This window comes from Pseudoalteromonas sp. M58, from assembly GCF_042604605.1.
GTDB classification, from domain to species: Bacteria; Pseudomonadota; Gammaproteobacteria; order Enterobacterales; family Alteromonadaceae; genus Pseudoalteromonas; species Pseudoalteromonas tetraodonis.
Window position 1 is genome coordinate 2,661,724 of record NZ_CP152390.1, and the last position, 20,346, is coordinate 2,682,069.

The window sequence follows — 20,346 nt, forward strand, 5'->3', positions numbered from 1 at the left end:
TAAATAAACATGACGGCTGTACTACTCATTGTTGCCTTTGGCTACATAGGCGTGCTGTTTTGGCTGGCTAATTGGGGGGATAAAACCACGCCACTTGCCAAGCGTATTAGTCATCACCCGTTTGTGTATTCATTTGCACTAGGTATTTATTGCACTTCATGGACTTACTACGGCTCAGTAGGCACAGCAGCGACCAGCAGCTGGAGTTTTTTACCTATATTGTTAGGCCCCGCTTTATTGTTTTTTTTCGGTCAAGGCTTTTTACGTAAACTGGTACTGGTGAGTAAAAAACAAAATATCACCACTATTGCCGACTTTATTTCAGCCCGCTATGGTAAGCGTCAAACCACCGCCATTATGGTGACAATAATCGCCTTATTGGCCACCATTCCGTACATTGCATTGCAATTAAAAGCACTCAGCTCTAGCTTTTTACTCCTACAAAACAGCAATCAGATATCAGGGGATATTTTAGCGCTATCGGCCACGTTAATGATGGCGCTATTTGCTATATTTTTTGGCACGCGCAAAGTTGATGTAACCGAATACCGTTCAGGTTTAATGCTCGCTGTGGCGTTTGAATCTCTAGTTAAACTGTTTGCCTTAGCCGCCGTTGCAGGGCTTGCGATATACAGCTTATTTAATTTACCTACCCAAAGTAGCAGTCAAGTTGCCGAGTCTATTTGGATGCACTGGACACACTTTGACTTTTTTAGTTTTAATTTTATCGGCCAGTCACTTATGGCAGCAGCGGCTATTATTTGTTTGCCACGCCAATTTCATGTAACCGTGGTCGATAACCAAGATAAGCGCCATTTATTCACTGCGCGTTGGGCCTTCCCACTGTATTTATTACTAACAGCAGCAATGATTTTACCTATTGCCACCGCTGCGATTCACCCAGAAATAGGCCGCAGCTTATCACCAGACAGCTTTGTACTTGCCTTACCTATGCTGCACAATAATGCTTTTTTGACTACGTTTGTGTTTATTGGGGGGCTTTCAGCAGCTACAGCCATGATTGTTGTAGCCACATTAACGTTAAGTACCATGATCTCAAATGATGTGGTACTGCCGTTAATGTTACGTCGTAAATTTAAACGTAACTTAATTACCAGCAGCTATAAATCACGTATTTTACTAGTGCGTCGATTTACCATTGCCGGAGTACTTATTTTAGCTTACTTCTATCAGCAATGGTTTGGAAATGGCAGTGCACTGGCTAGTATGGGATTGGTTGCTTTTTCATTGGTATCGCAACTATTGCCTGCCATTGTGGGTGGTTTATATTGGCGAAAAGGCCATGCCTATGGGGTTTATGCTGGACTACTCGCCGGCGTGATATGTTGGGTGCTGTTTTTAATGTTGCCTATTTTAGATGCCCCCAACCCACTAGACAGTGAGTTACAACAAACCCTAATAACGCGCGGTACACTTATCGCTTTGTTTGCTAATATTGGCTGTTACATTAGTTTTTCGCTAGGGGCTGAAGAGCGCTTAATCGACAAAATTCAAGCGGCTGCTTTTGTTAATCCTAAAGATCAGGCTATTTTATCGCGTCGCTTAAATAAAAATGTAAAAGCCACGGTATACGACTTCAAAATACTGCTACAGACCTTTTTAGGCATTCAACGTAGCCAGCAAGTATTATCACACTATGCGCTTCATCACGACTTAAACGACAACAATGCTCACCCTCGCGCTGACTTTATTGCTTACTGCGAACGTGCGCTTACTGGGGTATTAGGTGCCTCATCAGCGCAAGCACTTATTCATACCGTATCATCGGGCAAACGCATGGCGTTTGAAGAGGTGGTAAACTTTTTTGATGAAACCACACAAGCACTGCAGTTTAATCAAAACTTATTGTTTACCTCGTTAGAGAACTTAAGCCATGGCCTATCCGTTGTTGATAAAGACCTAAACCTCGTGGCTTGGAATAAGCGCTACAGTGAAATGTTTAATTACCCCGAGGGCTTTTTGCAAGTTGGCCAACCTATTGAGGAAATAATCCGGTATAACGCAGAGCGCGGTGAATGTGGCCCAGGTGAAATTGACCGTCATGTTGATAAGCGAGTTCAGCATTTAAAAAATGGTAGTTCACATCACTTTATTCGCCATCGTCGAAACGGCCAAGTGTATGAAATGATCGGTAACCCACTTCCTGATGGCGGATTTGTGACTAGTTTTTCTGATATTACTAATCACATTAGTACTCAAAATGCGCTAGAAGAAATTAATATGGACTTAGAAAACCGTATTGAAGCGCGCACCCAAGAAGTACAAACGATTAATAGTAATCTACAAGCACAAATAGATAGCCGCGTACAAACAGAGCAAGCACTTACTTTGGCCAAGCGCGAGGCAGAACAAGCCAATGATAGTAAAACTCGCTTTTTAGCATTGGCCAGTCACGATATTTTACAGCCATTAAATGCTGCACGTTTATACCTTGCCGCGATTGACGAAACACAACTAGACACCACGAATAAAAATAATTTTAATAAGCTTGGCGACAGTTTAGATTCAACTGTGCATTTAATGTCGGCCTTACTCGAAATTGCAAAATTAGAACAAGGCGCAATGACCCCAAGCCCACGTCACTTTTGTATTGACGATATTTTAGACCCTCTCAAAAGTGAATATGCCATTTTATCGAGCGATAAAGGACTGTCATTTACAGTGCGCTCAAATAAGCAAATAGTGCATAGTGACATTACCTACTTGCGCCGAATACTACAAAACTTGCTGTCTAATGCGATTAAATACACCGAAAATGGCCGAGTGCTAATTGCCTGCAGAAATCGAAAACACAGTTTACGAATAGAAGTATGGGATACAGGCCCGGGCATTAGCGATATTGAACAGGCAAAAATATTTAACGACTTTTACCGAATTGAAGCGGGCGACAATAAAGGCGTAGGCCTTGGTCTAGGGGTAGTTAAACGTATGGCTGATTTACTGAGCCTGCCGATTGATGTGGTTTCTTTACCTAATAAAGGCAGTCGATTTAGTATAGAAGTGCCTTATGGTGATGCGCAATTAGTGCAACAAAAACAAACAAATCAAAATATCGTAGACAACCGCGCTGCGATTAATATTATTGCCGTTGACGACGATCCTGAAAACTTAGCCGCGATGGCCAGCTTATTGAAAAAATGGCGGGCAAATTACACCTTATTCGACAAAGTTGATGCTGTGTTAGCGTATGCTAAAGCGCATGCAGCGCCCGATGTTATTTTAATGGATTATCAATTAGGTAATGATTGGGATGGCATTACTTTAATTAAAACACTGCGAGAGACTTGGCAAAGCGACATTCCGGCAATTTTAATTACCGCGGTGCGTGACACCGAGCTAAAACAAACAACCAAAGCTGAAAATATTCATTACCTAAGTAAACCAGTAAAACCAGGTAAACTTAAGGCCCTGCTTAATCATAGTACTTAACCCCCAATAAACGCTTAAGCTCAGTAAAATACTGGGCTTAAAGCTATGCTTAATTGCTATAATTACGCTTTCTTAGTTTTTGGAACAACCAACTAAGCCCGACTAACGAAAGCCCTAAGCCAATAAACGATAATGCCTTTAAAAGCCCAGTTAAATTAGCCATATCAATTAAAAATACTTTAACGATTACCGCACCAAGAATCCCCAAACCGACATTTTGTAATAACCGCAGCTGTTTTAAATGTCCGGCAATCACCACCAATGCGCCAAGTAATAACCAAATAACCGAATAGCTATATAGCTCGGCGTCACTGGTTGCCTTATCAAGGTAAATAAAGCCGCCTTGCCAATATTGGCGGATCAAGGCGTTGATAGCTAATACCGCTAATAAACCAGACACACCGAGTGTAATTTGACTCAATTTAGCATTTAACGATTTAACTAAACTCGCTAACCATAACGCCAGCAGGCTCGGGACGAACCAGATTAAAAGCACCCAGTTAAATATTGGCGTTTCACCAACATAAAGACGCATTAATAACGGATTATCATCCAACGTTGTATTGATTAATAATAAGCCAGCTAACGCTGATAAAATCAAACCTGCAGTGCGGTATAACTTACCCAGCTGCCCTGCACTTTGCGCGCGATATAAATAAACGCAGCCTAAAGCAAGCAAGTTACAGCTGAGCAAAACTTGCTCATAAAAACTTAAAGAAAACAACTGAGGGTAGTGCCCTACCAGTTGATAACTGGTTTCGGTTGTCACAAATAACGCTAAACAATGCAGTGCTGCCCCCTCTAACCATATTTTTAGTTTTGAAGTATTAAAACATTTAGCCGCTGCAAAAAATAACCCAATACACAGCGGGTAAACAACTAAGCTCCAATGCAAACCAAAGATAGTTAGAGAATCATAACTAGGCGTCCACGGCGATAAGGTAAGGCGTAAAAGTAATGCCGCCACAAGGGCTTTTATTGGCCAGTGTGGCATAGCCACACTGTATTTTTTTATTAATAAGCTCAGCAGTAATACTTGAATAGCCAGTGCAATGGTAAGGCCGCTATCGCTCAGTAGCATAGTAATTGCTAAAGTGATATTGGCGTTTGCTCCCACCCAATAACTAAAACGCTGCCATAAGGTTGTATTATTTTGCGTAAATTTAATTAACACCGCACTCATTAAACATAACAATACCGCCCAAAGTGGATAAGCGGTTGCTAAAGCCGTATTTGGGATCATCGCATACAAAGTGCCAACTAATGCAAACACACTTAATGAAGCAAGCAAATGAAAAGCTAATCGTTTTGAGTATTTATTACCAAAATAGAGTCCATAGCCACTTAACCCCAGAGCAAGTAATAAGCCTAGCCCATATTCGTTTTTAAAAATAAATAACGCATCATCAAAGGCATAAGTTTGTTTAGCACTGATCACTAGTAACAGCGCAATCACTAAAGAAACCCCTTGCCATGCATCCCAACGGCTATTTTTTAACACTAAAAATAGTAACAAAGCGATGCTTAACAACGCCACGATTTGCCATTGTAAATTAAACAAACTCAATAGCATGGAAATCATTAAAGGCGCCATAAAGGCCAGTAATAATCCGTGATCTGGAAATAAGTTAACTAATCGTTTGAAGCTGTGCGGGCGCACTTCAAGGGTATTAAAGCCCAAACCTAAACGTGCAATAGCGATTAAGCCTAAAATACTTAGTAACGCATAAGCGCCTATTAACCACACTGTGTCGTAGTTAAATAGAGTGAGTCCAACCAAGTACCAGCCTATATGCCCTACCCATAGTAAATACCACAACCACACTCGCTGTACTTTATGTGCCACAACCGCTGCGGCAACACTCACAAGTGCAACATAAATAAGTAAAGAAAATAACTGACCACTGCCCGTATTTACCCAAATAGGAACACTGTATGCGCCTATAATGCCAATTACAGCAAGTAAAGGACCTAACTTAATCGCCATTGCACTGGCGCAAAGAGCAATCACTGCTAAGCCAATAAATGCCCACTCAGCACTTAGCATGGTAAAGCTGTTATAGGCCAAAAACATTAAGGCAAAGCAAGTCATAAAGCCGCCACTGGCAAGGGCTGCAGGAATGTAATTATTAAAGCCTTCAAAAACAATACGTTTATAATGTAAATAATACGCTGCTGCGATTAAGCCAATGCCAAATAATCCACCGGCACTGAGCCTCATTGCAGGTGAAAGTAGCCCCGCCTCTAAACTGTATTTGGCTAAAAACACGCCACCTAAAGCCAAAGCAATAGCACCAATCCAGGTCATCCAGTTTTGTTCAAAGCCTGCACGTAATTGTTTAAAAAGCAGTTCAATACTCGATGGCTTTTTAATTGCTACTTTAGGTAGTGGCGTATGTTTAATGCTTGCTGGTTTATAAACAGAGGCAGGAATGTCTGCGCGGTTTAAAGATTTTGCGTTATCTGGTTGTGTGTTTACAGGGGATTCGCTAGGGACTGTATTTGAGTTTAACTCATACTGTGATAGCTTGAATTTTAATACTGCAATCTCTTGTTTTAAGCCGTTTAATTGCACTAAGGCAACTAAACCACATACGCCTCCTGCAACAATCGCAATAGATATAATGATTGCTAATCCGATTAACTCATCCATACAGTCCCTTTTTTATTTTACAAAACAAGTACCCAAAAAATTACAAACAAAGCTTATACCATAAAATTACGATGGTTAAGCAACCTCAAGGCGATCACGGCCTGCTTTTTTAGCGCGGTATAATGCTTGATCAGCACGTTTCATTACATTATCAAAGGTCTGGTCGCTTGTACGATGTGCAATACCGATACTGACCGTTAAAGAACGCTGATTTTGTACTGTAATAGTACGAGCCGTCTCTAGAATAGTCTGCGAAAAGTTAAGTACTTCATCAAGCTCATAACTAGGCAGGTAAGCGGCAAACTCCTCACCACCTATACGAGCAAAAATATTTTCATCTTTAAAAAGACGGTTCACTTTATCAGCAAACTGTTTAAGCACCTTATCGCCCACATCGTGGCCATAATCGTCATTAATACGTTTAAAGTGGTCGAGATCTATAATTAAAACAGTGTAAGGATTATTAACAACCCCCTTCACATGCTGATAAAAGCAGCGACGGTTATACACTTTCGTTAAATCATCCATAATAAACTCTTGCGCTAACCGGTTGTGCATTCGCTGCATAAAGTGCATGGTTTTAAATAAACCATAAGCGGTAATTAGCATACCTAATGTGCGGCATAAGTCTTCTACGTAATTACTTATCCAAAAAGGCTGACGTATCACTTCATCAAGCACATCGGCAGTAGAACCTACAATCCATAGCATTAAACCGATACTGACATATAAATACGCTTTTTTAGCTAACCGTGAACATTGCACTACAAAAAAAATAGCAAAAATCACCACTAAATTAATAAAGTCAGTGGTAAAGCCATAGAGGTTTTGGGTTATGTCTAATCGGGGAAAGTACATCAACGAAAAAATTGAGAAAGCGATAATAAACGCCAGCGTCATCAAAATTAACAGCTTATTTAATCTGGTAATTTTAACAAAATGGCTTAACTTTAGACTCACTTTTTCCGGGTTCATCATAGGCGATATTTACATTATTTTTATAATTACTATTAAAAACTATACCACAAATTATAAAACGGATTGATTTATATTAGTGTGCTAACAACCCAGCCAATAGCAACTAAAATAGTTAACCCAATCATGGTTTTAGTTTTATGTTTACTGATAAGTCGCTCAGCTTGATTGCCTGCATAATATACCACTAACGCTAATCCAAAATAGCGTATAGAGCGCGCAATCGCAGATGCCACTAAAAACAGTGCCAGCGAATACTTAGTTGCACCAGCGGCCAACATCGCAATTTGAAACGGAATAGGCACAATACCTAAGCTTAATACAAACCAAAAACCTTGTGCCTGCATTTTTTGCTTAACGTTTTCAAACTGCTCAGGGCTTGAGAATGTGTTGATAACCCAATCGCCAATCACATCAAATAAATAATAACCCAACGCATAACCAAACAACGCCCCAATAACACAGCCGATTGTGGCCATAAGGGCAATTTGCCACAGTTTTTCACGCCTTGCCTGCATTAATGGCACCAGTACTGCTTCAAGTGGAATGGGCACTATGGTGGATTCTAAAAATGAGGCAAACGTAATACCGCTGAGCATATTTTTAGACTCAATAAACTGACGCGTTTTTTGCTTTAGCTTTTTTTGTATAGCCATTAAACATCCTTTTAACTACTGAGATTAATATTTTAGCGGGTACTGGCATCATCGCACAGTTAGGTTAATCTAACCTGAAAATATAACGCCTTATTATTTATAGATTTAACATTGGCAAAATAGTAATACTTCCCAGAGTACTTTATTATTGCTCAATGCCATTATACTTTTCTGACAATTATTAATTATGCAAACTGCGCGTTTTATTCCTTTTAGAAAGCAAGATATCATAGGCATGTGCAGCCAAGAGCTTGCCGATAGTGCACAACAAACCTCTTTCAAACAGTTTTGCGACGTGCTCGCCAGCCTGATTCATTATAATTACCACTCAACCCTTGAGTCACTAAAAAACAATTACGCACCGTTTGATCCTAATAGCGACACTCGCTCGTTAGCTCCTGTCTCGAAGGAGCAAAAAGCCCAGTGCCAACGCGATTTTGCTAAAGATTTTGCCAACGTATTAAATGCGGCTAATTTTGAAGTGATCACCAATGAAGACCTACAAGATGCACTCAACGAAGAATCGCTTTTTAAGGTACGCCTAGAGGTAGAGTTTGACGACTTTGAAGAAGTGGTCTTTTATCGCAGAGGCGAATCGCAACTCACCGAAACCATAACCAGCTTTTGGGGCTTACGTAAAAAGCCACTGCATTTTACCAACTACGACCGCGTAGCGGTATTTATTCGCTTTAAAGATAAAGCCTATTTTGAATCAAAAAATAAACTACCTATGGGGTTTGAGCCAAGTTCTACCATAGTAAAACTATTTCAAAATGTGCCAAAAGCTGACTTAGAAATGCTGTTTCCGAATAGCGAAGTGCGGATGCGCCCGATTGATAAAATTATTATTGGCTCATCTGCACTTATTGGCGGTGCGGTGGTGTTAGTTACCAAACTGGGCGCCTCATTACTTTTATTGTTTGCTTTGTTTGCATTTTGGGGAGGGTTTAGAGATGAAGCCGTTACCATGACTCAGCAGCACTTTATTACATTAGCGATTGGTATTGGGGTATTTGGTAGTTTTGTTTTTAAAGAGTGGAGTAAATTTAAAAACCGCAAAATTAAATTTATGAAAGCGCTGAGCGATAATCTCTACTTTAAAAACCTAGATAACAACGCCGGTGTATTCCACACTCTGATAGACGCTGCCGAAGAAGAAGACATTAAAGAAGCCCTGCTTGCGTATACGTTTTTACTAAAATCTAAAAATGGCTTAAGCGCACACGCGCTTGATGAGCAAATAGAGACGTGGTTTAAAACTAAGTATCAATGCGAGCTAGATTTTGAAATTAGCGACGCGCTTGAAAAACTTGAACGTATGCATTTAGTAACCTGCACAAACACCCAATATAACGCGATAAATCTAGAGCACGCAAAGGCCATATTAGATGAACGCTGGGATAACCTGTTTCAATATAATTAAACTGCACGCTTTACTTAATAACAACGAAAAAGCAGCTGACACTTCAGCTGCTTTTTACGTTATTACCTAATTAGTAATTAGCTAGGGTCTGTTGATCTTTCAAGGTTGAATTTGCAGCAGTTTGTTTGGTATTTAGGCAAGGCGGAGCCTATGTGGTGTGGTTATTCCCCATAAATAGGCGATAACGTAGCATCAATGCCAAACAGGCGCTGCCCTAAGGGTTCTGCCTAGGGGCGATTTACTCTTTGTTGCTCGGTTTTTACTTAGCCCACTAGGTTACAAACCTCGCGCCGCGATTAAACAGCCCCTAGTTTGAACAAATTTTAATCCGCAAAGATCAACAGACCCTAAGCTGTTTGCTGCTTTTTAAATTTTGTATGCACTAACTTATAAAGTGCTGGCAAAATTAATAGCGTTAGTAAGGTAGATGACATAATACCGCCTACAACCACGGTTGCTAATGGCCTTTGCACCTCAGAGCCGGTACCGGTATTGAGCGCCATAGGTATAAAGCCTAAACTTGCCACAAGCGCGGTCATCAGCACAGGGCGTAATCGCTGTAATGCGCCGCTGTGTATTGCATGGTATAAACTTAACCCTTCGTTTCGTAACTGCTTAATAAACGACAACATCACTACACCGTTTAATACCGCAACACCACTTAGGGCAATAAACCCCACACCCGCTGAAATAGAAAGCGGCATATCTCGTAGCAATAACGCCAATACCCCACCGGTCAGTGCCAGAGGTACACCGCTGAATATAATGAGTGAATCACGCAGCGAGCCAAAAGCACTATAAAGTAAGCCAAAAATAAGCAATAAAGTCACAGGCACAACCAACGACAAACGTTTACTCGCCGATTGTAATTGCTCAAACGTACCGCCGTATTCAAGCCAGTAACCGCTAGGTAGGTTAAGTTGTGCGTTCATTTTCGCTTGGGCATCACTGACAAAGCTTGCTAAATCGCGCCCCGCTACATTGGCCGTTACTACCACATTACGCTTACCACTTTCGCGGTTTATTTGATTCGGCCCTTTTTCAATGCTGATTGTAGCCACTTCTCCAAGCGGTACAAATGCAAGCTCAGGGTTACTACTTTGAGGTAATGCAATAGGTAAACGCGCAAGCGCAGAGACATCATCAGACCAACGCTTATCTAAGCGTACTAGTAACGAAAAGCGCTTATCGCCCTCATAAATGAGCCCTGTTTGCACCCCACCAACGGCAGCGGCAAGCGTTTGTTGAATGTCGTTTACAGTTAATCCTAATAACGCCATTTGGTCTCGCATTGGAGTAACAGAAAGTGTAGGCAGCCCCTGTATTTGTTCTAAACGAACATCAGTAGCACCGGTAATATTTCGCATTAAACCAGTGGCTTTTTCGCCAAACTGCTTAAGTATGGCTAAATCGTCACCATAAATACGCAGCGCTACATCGGCACGCACACCAGCAATTAACTCGTTAAAGCGCATTTCTATAGGCTGGGTAAATTCATAGTTATTACCCGGTACCTCATTCACGCGATGACGAATTTGCTGCACTAACGCGTCTTTACTTATTGATGGGTCAGGCCATTGCTCGGACGGCTTTAACATTAAAAAGGTATCGGCAACATTAGGCGGCATAGGATCGCTGGCTACATCCGCAGTACCAATCTTCGAAAATACGTTCGCAATTTCAGGTTGCGCTAATAAAGCCTGCTCCAACTGTTTTTGCATTTGCACCGATTGTTCAATACCGGTGCCAGTAATACGCAGCGCATGCATTGCAATGTCACCTTCATCAAGCTGAGGTAAAAATTCGGCGCCCATATTTTTAACTTTAAAGCCAAGCACTAGTACTAAAACCGTAGCAATACTCACCATCAGCCACGGTAATTTAAGCGATAAGTTAAGCAGTGGCTTGTAGATTTTTTTAACGCCACGCATTACTGCGTTTTCGCTTTCATCTACTTTACCACGCACAAATACGGCAATAGCCGCTGGCACAAAGGTGACAGCAAAAATGAGTGCACCTATTAACGCGGCAACCACAGTAAACGCCATAGGCTGAAACATTTTGCCCTCAACACCACTGAGCGCAAATAGCGGTAAATACACCAACATAATAATTAAAATACCAAATACGGCGGGGCTAAACACTTCTTTGGTGGCTGAAGTGACAACTTTTAAACGCTCACTGAGTGTAAGTAAGCGCCCATGTTTATGTTGAGCCATCCCTAATTGACGAAGGCAGTTTTCAACCACAATCACCGCGCCATCTACAATTAATCCAAAATCGATTGCGCCTAAGCTCATTAAGTTACCCGAGACTCGATTGCCCACCATACCAGTAATAGCAAATAGCATACTCAGCGGAATAACCATGGCGGTAATAAGCGCACCAGTGATGTTCCCGAGCAATAACAGTAAAATGACGATAACTAATACCGCCCCTTCAAACAGATTTTTTTGAACTGTGGCAATGGTTTTATCAACCAGGTTGGTACGGTCATAGACAGGCTCAACGATAACCCCTGCAGGTAAGCTTTTTTGTACCTCTATCAACTTATCAGCCATGGCTTTGGCAACCACACGGCTGTTTTCACCTATTAGCATCATTGCCGTGCCTAGTACGGTTTCTTCGCCATTATAGGTAGCCGCGCCGGTTCTGAGCTCTTTTCCTAAATACACATTTGCCACGTCTTTAATTCGCACAGGAGCATCATCACGCTTGGCGATAACGGTGTTTGCTATATCGGCTAAGGTTTTTAATTGCCCAGGCGAGCGCACTAAATATTGGCCGTCAAAGCGCTCTATATAACCAGCGCCACGGTTGCTGTTATTAAGCTCAAGTGCACTAATAACATCCTTGATTGTCAGCTTATAAGCAATGAGCTTTTCTGGCATGGGCGCAACCTGGTATTGGCGCTCAAAGCCACCTTGGCTGTTTATTTCGGTTACCCCTTTTACTTTTAAAAGCTGCGGACGAATAACCCAGTCTTGCAAAGTACGTAAGTCTTCGGCGTTATACGCCGTACCATCACTTTTTAACGCATCGGGTTTTGCATGCACGCTATAGGTAAATATTTCACCTAAACCACTGGCAATAGGTCCAAGGTTTGGCTCAATATTATTAGGTAAATCGGCGCGAATACTTTGAATACGTTCACCAATTTGCTGACGCGCCCAATAAATATCGGTGCCTTCATCAAAAATAACAGTTACTTGAGAAAGCCCATAGCGAGAAAGCGAACGGGTGTAATCAAGCTTAGGAATACCCGCCATCGCCGTTTCGACTAAGTAAGTGATGCGCTGCTCAACTTCAAGCGGGGTAAAACCAGGCGCTTTAGAATTAATTTGCACTTGTACATTGGTAATATCGGGGACAGCATCTACCGCTAAGTTTTGAATGTTAGACACACCAAACCCAGCAAATAAAAATGTTAGCGCAAGCACCATCATGCGGCGTTTAACCGCAAAAGAAACAATCCAGTTAATCATGGTACCTCCTAGTGAGCGTGACTTGCGCCGCTTTTTAAAATATCGGCTTTGATCACATAGCTATTGGCAGTGACGTACTCACTACCGGGGCTTAAACCTGCGATGACTTCAACCCACTCGCTATTTTTTGCGCCTAAAGTAACCGGGCGTACTTCAAACACATTATTTTTACGCACAAACACACTCGCCATGCCGTTAAACTCTTGAATAGCCTCAGGCTTTACACGCACGTTAGCATTAACCTTATCGATACTGACATCAGTATTAACATGCATGCCCGGACGCCAATGACCATCAGGGTTATTAAGTGCTATACGGGCACGTGCAATGTGCCCGCCGGTCATCATAGGCGCTATAAAAAACACCTTACCTTGGGCATTTAAATGGTGATGTAAATCGTACACCGTGGCACTTTGACCAATGGCTAGGTTTTCGATGTTTTCAGGAAAGGCTGAGAGCTCAACCCATACTTTATCAAGGTTCACGACTTGCATAAGCGCGCGAGTACTTGCCAGTTCGCCACGCTTTAAATATTGCTCGGTTACCACACCGCTAATGGGGCTTTTAATACTGTAGTTTTGTAATGTTTCACGGTTGGTGACACTGGCCAGTACCTCACCTTTTTGAACCGTTTGACCAATGCTGACAAAAATATCGCTGATCAATCCGGTATATGGCGCCATCACTTCTACTGTGCCGTGCTGTGTCGGTGCAATAACACCAAACAGCGTGTCGGAAATATCAACTTCGCCACTTTTTGCTATCTGCGTTTCAATACCCGCACCTTTAATCGCTCGCTCACTAAGCACAGTGCGGCCTTCGTGTTGGGTGTACTCAAAACTAACGTGTTCACCTTTATAATTGGCAGTAATGAAAAGCGAAAACGAATGTGGCTCATTTATGGGTTGCGTGCTAACAAGGTACTCATTCTCACGCGTAAATTGTATTTTTTGCGGCGCTTCTACTAATCGTTTTAAGTTCATTTCGATGCTTAAATCGTTTATATCTATCGGCTGATTTTGCTCATAACCATATACGCGCAGCTCAACTTTACCTGCCAATTCTCGCAGCTTTAACTCAAGAGTGAGCTTTGCGTTAGTTAATAAAAAGCCGCCATGGGCACCTTGTTTTTGGGATTGCTGCATTTGCCCATGCTCTGCTGAGGCAAATACATGTGTACTTATAACGCTCGTTGTAAACGAAAGAAATATTAATAGTGCGATAAACGTGTTGTTCATGATTGAAAAGTCCCAGTTAAAGATTGGCCAGTTAAACGCTCAAGAGTAAGGTGCGTTTGATATAGCGCTGCATAGGTATTGATAAGTGCGCGTTTAGAGTCAAATAGAGCTTGTTGAGCATCGAGCAATTGCAACACCGAAATTTGTCCGCGTTGATAGCTTTTTAAACTTTGCTCAATGAGTGTTTGGGCTTGTGGAATAACCTGCTCTGATAGCAACTGCGCCTGTAACGTTTTGCCTTGGTAATAGGCGTACAAGGTACGAACTTGTTGGCGTAACTGAACCCGTAATTGCCCTTGCTGCTCACGTAACAATGCCAACTGACTGTTAGCCGCTTCAAAATTACCGCTATTTGGGTTACTCAATTGCAATGGCATAGAAAACGAAAACAGCAACGAACTGGTATCGCTTTGCTGATTGTAGCGCAGGCCCGCACCTACATTAATGTCGCTTTGCCCGTTAGCTTTTTGCAGCGTTAAGTTGGCCGCTTGCTGTAAGTATTGTTGCTGCAACATGGCAAACTCAGGCGCTTGGTTAACTGCATTGAGTAACGCTTGCTCAGATTTAAGCGGTATTAAGGTAGCCATATTTCCTGCGAAATTCGTGTAGTCATGTTGCTCATTCCACAGCTCATTGAGCGATAAACGCGCTCGCTCAAATTCGCTATTTAGCTTAGCTTTCTCAAGCTCAACTTGGCTTAGCGCATAACGCATACGGGTTACATCGGCTTGCGATACAGCGCCAGCGTTAGCCCGTTGCTTTATTGCTTTGAGAGCTTGGCTCACCACGTGTTGTCGTTCGCTGTTAAGCGTAAGTAAGGTTTGAAATTTAAGCGCCTCGTAATATCGCTCACCAGTGGTTGCTAATAAAGCTAACCGAGTATTTTGATATTGTATTGCTTGGGCTTTAATGTTCGCCGTTGCGTAATTTATACGGCTTTGGCGTTTATCTCCAAGCTCTATAAGCTGGCTAAATGACAAGGTTATTTCAGCCCCTTGCACACCACGCGCATCGTTAGTTCCTAATAGGTTTTCGGCTTCTACATTTAAGACAGGATTAGGCGAAAGCGCCGCTTGAGATTTAAGCGCGCTGAGTATTTTTTGATGATAAGGATAGCGCTTTAATAGCGGATTTTGTTGCTCGGTATTTATCAACGCTTGTTTTAGGGTTAACGTTTTAACATTTGCAAACGCACTAAAAGCAGGTAGCGCGCACAGCATCACCACCAGCATAATTGGTTTTTTATTCATATAGCTTGTCCGTTTTTTAATAAACAGAGTTCACTTGCAAACCATTGACAACCTACGCTAAAAATAGCGACAGTGTAAAATAGTTAGCAATTTAAACATGCCTATATCAGCCCATAGAACGCTTACGCGCAGGCAGCTAAAAGCACAATAATTAATTGAAATTAAATTAAATTAAAAACTAGCTAAATGAATTCGGTGGGGGTACATCAGGTGGATAATTTAAACCATGGTAATACACAAGTACTGAGGGTTTACTTTGTTGAGGAATAATAGCGTGACTAAGTGTGCTGTAATAGCCACAGTGACAATGTTGGTGTGCATGAATCTCAACCGGTGGCTGATTATCGCTTTGTCCTTGGTCATTATCAGCGGTTATAGTGTTTTGTGATAATGCGTTACTTACATGCTCAACGTCTTCTTGTAAATGGTATGCAGCGCCATCACAACTTATAAAGCTGTGCACAAGCACGAGTAACATGACCATTAACAAACGATTTGAGCGCATAATTTAGCTATCTTCTCAGCCTAAAATTGACTTAAATAAACCTAACCAATTGAAGCCACATAGTATATTAGCGACAAACGACAATAAAGGGCTTTTTATCAATTAATGGCGCCAATTGCGTTTACTGAGGTTAACTATAAAACAAAAAACCACCGGCTTTAACAGCCAGTGGTTTTTTAAAATTAACGCTTAAGCAACCGCGTGTTCTAAAATTTCACGGCTTTCTTTTAGCGTAATCGCTTGGTTTTCACCAAGGGCAACCATGCCATGTGCTTCTAGTTTGCCAATAATATTATCAATGGCAGCCGCTTTATCATCACCATGTTCAGTTAGCTGTGTTGCAACCTCAAGGCTGTGGTAAAACGCTTCAATCGCTTGAATTGTTTGCTCCGCTAAATCGTCTGTTTGCTCAAGGCCAAATACGTTTTTACCCATTTGCTCTAGTTTCGCTTTTTTAACTGCAAATTGATTGCGCAATAAAGAAGGCTGAACAATAGCAAGCGAACGCGCATGGTCAACACCATAGGCAGCAGTAAGCTCATGACCAATCATGTGGGTTGCCCAATCTTGCGATACGCCAGAACCAATTAAGCCATTAAGTGCTTGGTTAGCTGCCCACATAAGGTTTGCACGCCATGCATCGTCTTGGTTTTCAAAGTTATCGCCCAGTGTTTTGAGCGTTTTTAACAGTGCCTCTGCGTATCCTTCTTGTACCAATGCGCCTTCAGGGAACGTAAGGTATTGCTCACAAGTATGCACCCACGCATCAACTAAGCCATTTACAAGCTGGCGCTGTGGTAATGTTTTCATTACATCAGGATCCATAATCGCAAATTTAGGCAGTACTTCTGGTGAAGCAAACGGCAATTTTTGCTTAGTCGCTTCTTTGCTTACCACTGAGTTTTGATTAGATTCAGAACCTGTAGCTGGTAGCGTTAATACGGCACCAATTGGTAATGCGCTAGTAATTGTATGCTTACCAGTAGGAATGTCCCAACCTTCGCCGTCGTATACTGCAGAAGCCGCAATGTATTTAACGCCATCTATTACAGAGCCGCCGCCGACACCTAATACAAAGTCGATATCTTGTTCTTTACAAATTTTAACCGCTTGGTCAAGTACTTCAATTGTTGGGTTAGCACCCACACCCGAGAATTCTACCCAATCAAAACCTTCAAGTGCAGCAGCAACTTGGTCATACACGCCGTTCTTTTTAATTGAGCCGCCGCCATAAACAACCAATACTTTTTGATCTTTTGCGATCAAGTCGCTAAGTGCGGCAATTTGCTGTTGGCCAAATTGGATGAGAGTGGGATTTACGTAGCTAAATTTCATTATTTTGCTCCTAGGTGACGGTTAATTTCATAATGCTTTACTTAGTCACATATCAAGTAAAGCTTTGATGGATGCATATTAGTAGCAAAGTTAATATATAAAAAGCCCAATAACTGCCTAAAGCTTGCCTAAAACTACCAGCACTGTTATTTTACGCAAAATATTTTAATTACAGATACTTTTATGCCCATCATAGCCAAAATGTTGCAACAATACGCCGAGCACAATAATTTACTAAGCTTTGAGGGCACCATGGAAACAATTATTCCTGGGGTGTATTTTCATCGCGCTACCAAAAGTTCACCGCGCCAGCCGCTTATTTATAATTCAGGCATAATCGTGGTTGGCCAAGGCCATAAAATAATTCATTTCCCAGAACATCAAATAAAATACGGCGAAGGTGATTACTTGGTACTAGGTGTACCTGTCCCATTAGAGTGTGAAGCGTTTACCGATAATGACTTACCGGTTATGGGCATAGCTATAGATATAAACCCTGTCATGTTGCACAAGCTGGTTAATCAGATGATGCAGCACCGGCCTTTATCTGTCTCCAGCGCGAACATTGGCGCAGTACAATCAGCAAAGCTAGACTGCGCAATGGAGCAGGTAACATGTAGGTTACTAACGGTTTTAAATAATCCACTTGAGGCTGAGGTATTCGGCGAAGATATAGTAAAAGAGCTAGTGTATCGTGTCCTTTGCGGCCCCCAAGGGAATACTTTAATAGGCCTAGCTATGCATGATGGCCATTATGCGCGTATAGCTCGCACACTAGCAACGATGCATCAGGACTATGCAAACCCTATTACTGTTGAAGGTTTAGCAGAAGAGGTAAATATGAGCGTATCCTCTTTTCATCGTGCATTTAGACAGGTAACGTTTGAATCTCCCTTACAATACTTAAAAAAAGTACGTTTAGCTAAAGCAAAAGAGTTAATTACCACAGCGGGAAGCAAAGCAAATGAAGCAGCTTTTAAGGTAGGTTACACCAGTGCATCACAGTTTAGCCGTGAGTTTAAACGCCACTTTAATAAAACTCCGAGTGAAATACAGTTATAAAAATAAGATTTACCCATTCATGCGCTATATCAAACTTTATTATTAACTTTTACTAGCAAAGATAACACGCTTTGTTAATATAGGGTAACTGCCATTTTTATAACCCTACTATGCTCAATAACACCGTAACAATAAGGAAGCACTTACATACAACCACCTCCTTATGTATTAAATTTTGCGGTGCTTTATTTGTCATTTTTATTTTTCTTACCTGCAATACAGCTATTGCAAAAGATAGCTGCAATTTAAAATCTATCGCAAATAGTGTATCCATTCCCTTATCGCAAGGTATTGCTGCAGACATAAAACTAGAAAAAGGCATTAACCAATTTGAGTTGGTATGTACGCTAAACCAAAGCGGTGTTTTTACGTTTACTCGCCCTGCACTTGAACGTTTTTCGTGGCAACAAAATAACCAATTAAAAGCCCCTTTAAAAACAAATCAAATGGCTATTTTAATGGAACAAGGCAGCTTTAATGCAAAGCTAACTTTAACCACTACTGCCAGCTATAACCCCCGGTTTACTTGGCTAGACTCACAGCAATTTATTGAAAAGGTGCAGTTGTACAATTTAATATTTGGGGTGTTTTATGGATTATGCGCAACGCTTATTTTTTATGCTTTAATAATAGGTTATGGCATTAAAGACGCTATTTTTAAACTGTATGGCATCTATCTTTTTTGTATCGCTAGCTTTATTTTTTTACAAGAAGGCCAGCCCTATTTATTTACCAATGGCTACTTTTCTGCATATATCAGCCACCTTTATACATTAAGCATTGGTTTAACTATAGTCAGTGCTACTTGGTTTATGAGCGCACTATTAGAGCTACCTGAGTATTGGCGCAAATTAAGTTATGCATTAAAAATTATCGCGTTATGTGTACTGACTTTGTGCTTACAAAAAATAGCTTTAGATTTACCCGCTATTACTAATATCACCACAATCGTTACTGGCTATTTGTCACTACTGATTGTGATGACCATTTTTATACTCTCAGCCGTGCAAGCTAAACAAGGCGTTAACGAAGCCAGCTTGGTATTTATTGCCTTAAGCTGTGTATTTATCAGCATGATATTTAGAGTGTTACTAACCGAATACAGTCCTTTTATACAGCGTTATGGGTTTGTGATTGCTTTTACGATTGAATCTCTGCTTCTTGCTATTGCAGTTGGTAGGCGAATTCAACGACTCAGTTATGCTAAAAAACGGGCTGAACAGCACGCTAATTACGATCATCTTTGTCATATTTATAACCGCCGAGGCTGGAGTTTAAAAGCTAATGAGTTATTAAAAAAACATGCTCAACGTGGTGGCGTGTTGTGTTTTTTATATATCGATTTAGACCGATTTAAAGCAATAAATGATACCTACGGCCATGATGTTGGCGATAAAGTACTCTGTACGGTGGCAGAGTCAATTAGTCAGCATATGCGCAGTGAAGACGCAGTTGGCCGCTTAGGCGGAGATGAGTTTGTGGCTATCGCATTATTTACCAGCAAAGATAAAATTAACCAGCGAGTTGCGACCCTTGAACAAAAATTAAATGCGCTTAGCTTAGAACACCAAGGCAACACCATCGCTATTTACGCAAGCGTAGGGCAAATAAACTATAGCGAAGCGCCTAAAAATTTAGATGAGGTTTTAAAAGCCGGTGATGAAGCAATGTATCAAAAAAAGTCATTACGAAAAGCGCAGGCTAAGCAAACCTACACAAGAGAAAACGCCTAAAGTAATCGTTTAGGCGCATAATCATTACTCGTCTTTTTTGAATAATACTTCTGGGTTTACCATAGTTTTCATTTCTAAAACGTTACCATTTGGATCTTCAATAAAAAACGTTTCTTGCTCAAATTCATCACCTACAAAACGGCGGTAAGGCTTATCTAAATATTCAAGGCCAGCAGCCGCAATCCGAGTTTTTAACGCCTGAAATTCATCTTCAGATAAGTGAATACCAAAATGCGGTACAGCTACTGCGCCCATATCAACATCATGACGCACTGTTGGTAAGCGCTCTGTGCTTTGATGAAGCGTTAACTCGTTACCCCAAAAATCAATGTCTACCCATCGCCCAGCTTCACTATTACCCGTTTTACAACCAAGCACGTCACAATAAAACGCTTTCGCTTTTTCAAGATCACCAGCTGGAATAGCCAAATGCAAACAGTTAGACATAAATTACCTTAGGTTATAACTTTTAATATATGAAATATGCTGCATTATACATAATTTGTAATTTATAGAACATTAATGGCATTATTTTTAGTCATTCATTGCGTACATTTAATTTAAAGCCACGGTTATTTGCT

Annotated in this window: 13 protein-coding genes; 4 read left to right on the plus strand and 9 right to left on the minus strand. The window is 41.2% G+C overall.

Annotated features, from left to right (window positions below; all coding sequences use genetic code 11):
• Nucleotides 1-9 precede the first annotated feature (9 nt).
• The gene (locus AAGD16_RS12305; protein ID WP_024602351.1) at nt 10-3,450 is read left to right on the plus strand and encodes a PAS-domain containing protein; all 3,441 of its coding nucleotides are present in this window, start codon (nt 10-12) and stop codon (nt 3,448-3,450) included.
• 49 nt (nt 3,451-3,499) lie between these two features.
• Here the strand turns inward: AAGD16_RS12305 and AAGD16_RS12310 are convergent, their stop codons facing one another.
• The 3 genes from AAGD16_RS12310 to AAGD16_RS12320 all read right to left on the minus strand — a co-directional run bounded on the left by AAGD16_RS12310 (nt 3,500) and on the right by AAGD16_RS12320 (nt 7,734).
• Complete coding sequence (locus AAGD16_RS12310; protein WP_377112083.1) at nt 3,500-6,103, minus strand: DUF2339 domain-containing protein; 2,604 nt, start codon at nt 6,101-6,103, stop codon at nt 3,500-3,502.
• 75 nt (nt 6,104-6,178) lie between these two features.
• On the minus strand, nt 6,179-7,078 hold the full coding sequence (locus AAGD16_RS12315; RefSeq protein ID WP_024602348.1) for a GGDEF domain-containing protein: 900 nt from the start codon (nt 7,076-7,078) through the stop codon (nt 6,179-6,181).
• 71 nt (nt 7,079-7,149) lie between these two features.
• The gene (locus tag AAGD16_RS12320; RefSeq protein WP_016900491.1) at nt 7,150-7,734 is read right to left on the minus strand and encodes a YqaA family protein; all 585 of its coding nucleotides are present in this window, start codon (nt 7,732-7,734) and stop codon (nt 7,150-7,152) included.
• A gap of 187 nt (nt 7,735-7,921) precedes the next feature.
• Between AAGD16_RS12320 and AAGD16_RS12325 the strand changes: the two genes are divergently transcribed.
• A complete protein-coding gene (locus tag AAGD16_RS12325; RefSeq protein WP_335675018.1) occupies nt 7,922-9,157 on the plus strand; it encodes a TMEM143 family protein in 1,236 nt (411 codons plus the stop codon).
• A 347-nt stretch (nt 9,158-9,504) separates the two neighbouring features.
• Here the strand turns inward: AAGD16_RS12325 and AAGD16_RS12330 are convergent, their stop codons facing one another.
• From AAGD16_RS12330 to AAGD16_RS12350, 5 genes are all read right to left on the minus strand, one after another.
• Nucleotides 9,505-12,642, minus strand: coding sequence for an efflux RND transporter permease subunit (locus tag AAGD16_RS12330; protein WP_377112087.1), 3,138 nt, complete (start codon nt 12,640-12,642; stop codon nt 9,505-9,507).
• Nucleotides 12,643-12,650: 8 nt separating this feature from the next.
• Nucleotides 12,651-13,880, minus strand: a complete 1,230-nt coding sequence (locus AAGD16_RS12335) for an efflux RND transporter periplasmic adaptor subunit (RefSeq protein ID WP_290172825.1) — start codon at nt 13,878-13,880, stop codon at nt 12,651-12,653.
• Complete coding sequence (locus AAGD16_RS12340) at nt 13,877-15,130, minus strand: TolC family protein (RefSeq protein WP_377112091.1); 1,254 nt, start codon at nt 15,128-15,130, stop codon at nt 13,877-13,879. Before AAGD16_RS12340 ends, AAGD16_RS12335 begins: the two co-directional genes overlap by 4 nt.
• Before the next feature lie 178 nt (nt 15,131-15,308).
• A complete protein-coding gene (locus AAGD16_RS12345; protein ID WP_013465764.1) occupies nt 15,309-15,635 on the minus strand; it encodes a hypothetical protein in 327 nt (108 codons plus the stop codon).
• A 189-nt stretch (nt 15,636-15,824) separates the two neighbouring features.
• A complete protein-coding gene (locus tag AAGD16_RS12350; RefSeq protein ID WP_013465765.1) occupies nt 15,825-16,970 on the minus strand; it encodes an iron-containing alcohol dehydrogenase in 1,146 nt (381 codons plus the stop codon).
• A 183-nt stretch (nt 16,971-17,153) separates the two neighbouring features.
• Here AAGD16_RS12350 and AAGD16_RS12355 point away from each other — a divergent pair, with 183 nt between their 5' ends.
• Nucleotides 17,154-18,032 carry an AraC family transcriptional regulator N-terminal domain-containing protein gene (locus tag AAGD16_RS12355; RefSeq protein WP_377112096.1) on the plus strand — a complete coding sequence of 293 codons (879 nt, stop codon included), beginning with the start codon at nt 17,154-17,156 and terminating at the stop codon, nt 18,030-18,032.
• Nucleotides 18,033-18,142: 110 nt separating this feature from the next.
• Complete coding sequence (locus AAGD16_RS12360; protein WP_377112099.1) at nt 18,143-19,765, plus strand: diguanylate cyclase; 1,623 nt, start codon at nt 18,143-18,145, stop codon at nt 19,763-19,765.
• A 24-nt stretch (nt 19,766-19,789) separates the two neighbouring features.
• Here the strand turns inward: AAGD16_RS12360 and AAGD16_RS12365 are convergent, their stop codons facing one another.
• Nucleotides 19,790-20,212 carry a VOC family protein gene (locus AAGD16_RS12365; protein WP_013465768.1) on the minus strand — a complete coding sequence of 141 codons (423 nt, stop codon included), beginning with the start codon at nt 20,210-20,212 and terminating at the stop codon, nt 19,790-19,792.
• Nucleotides 20,213-20,346 lie beyond the last annotated feature (134 nt).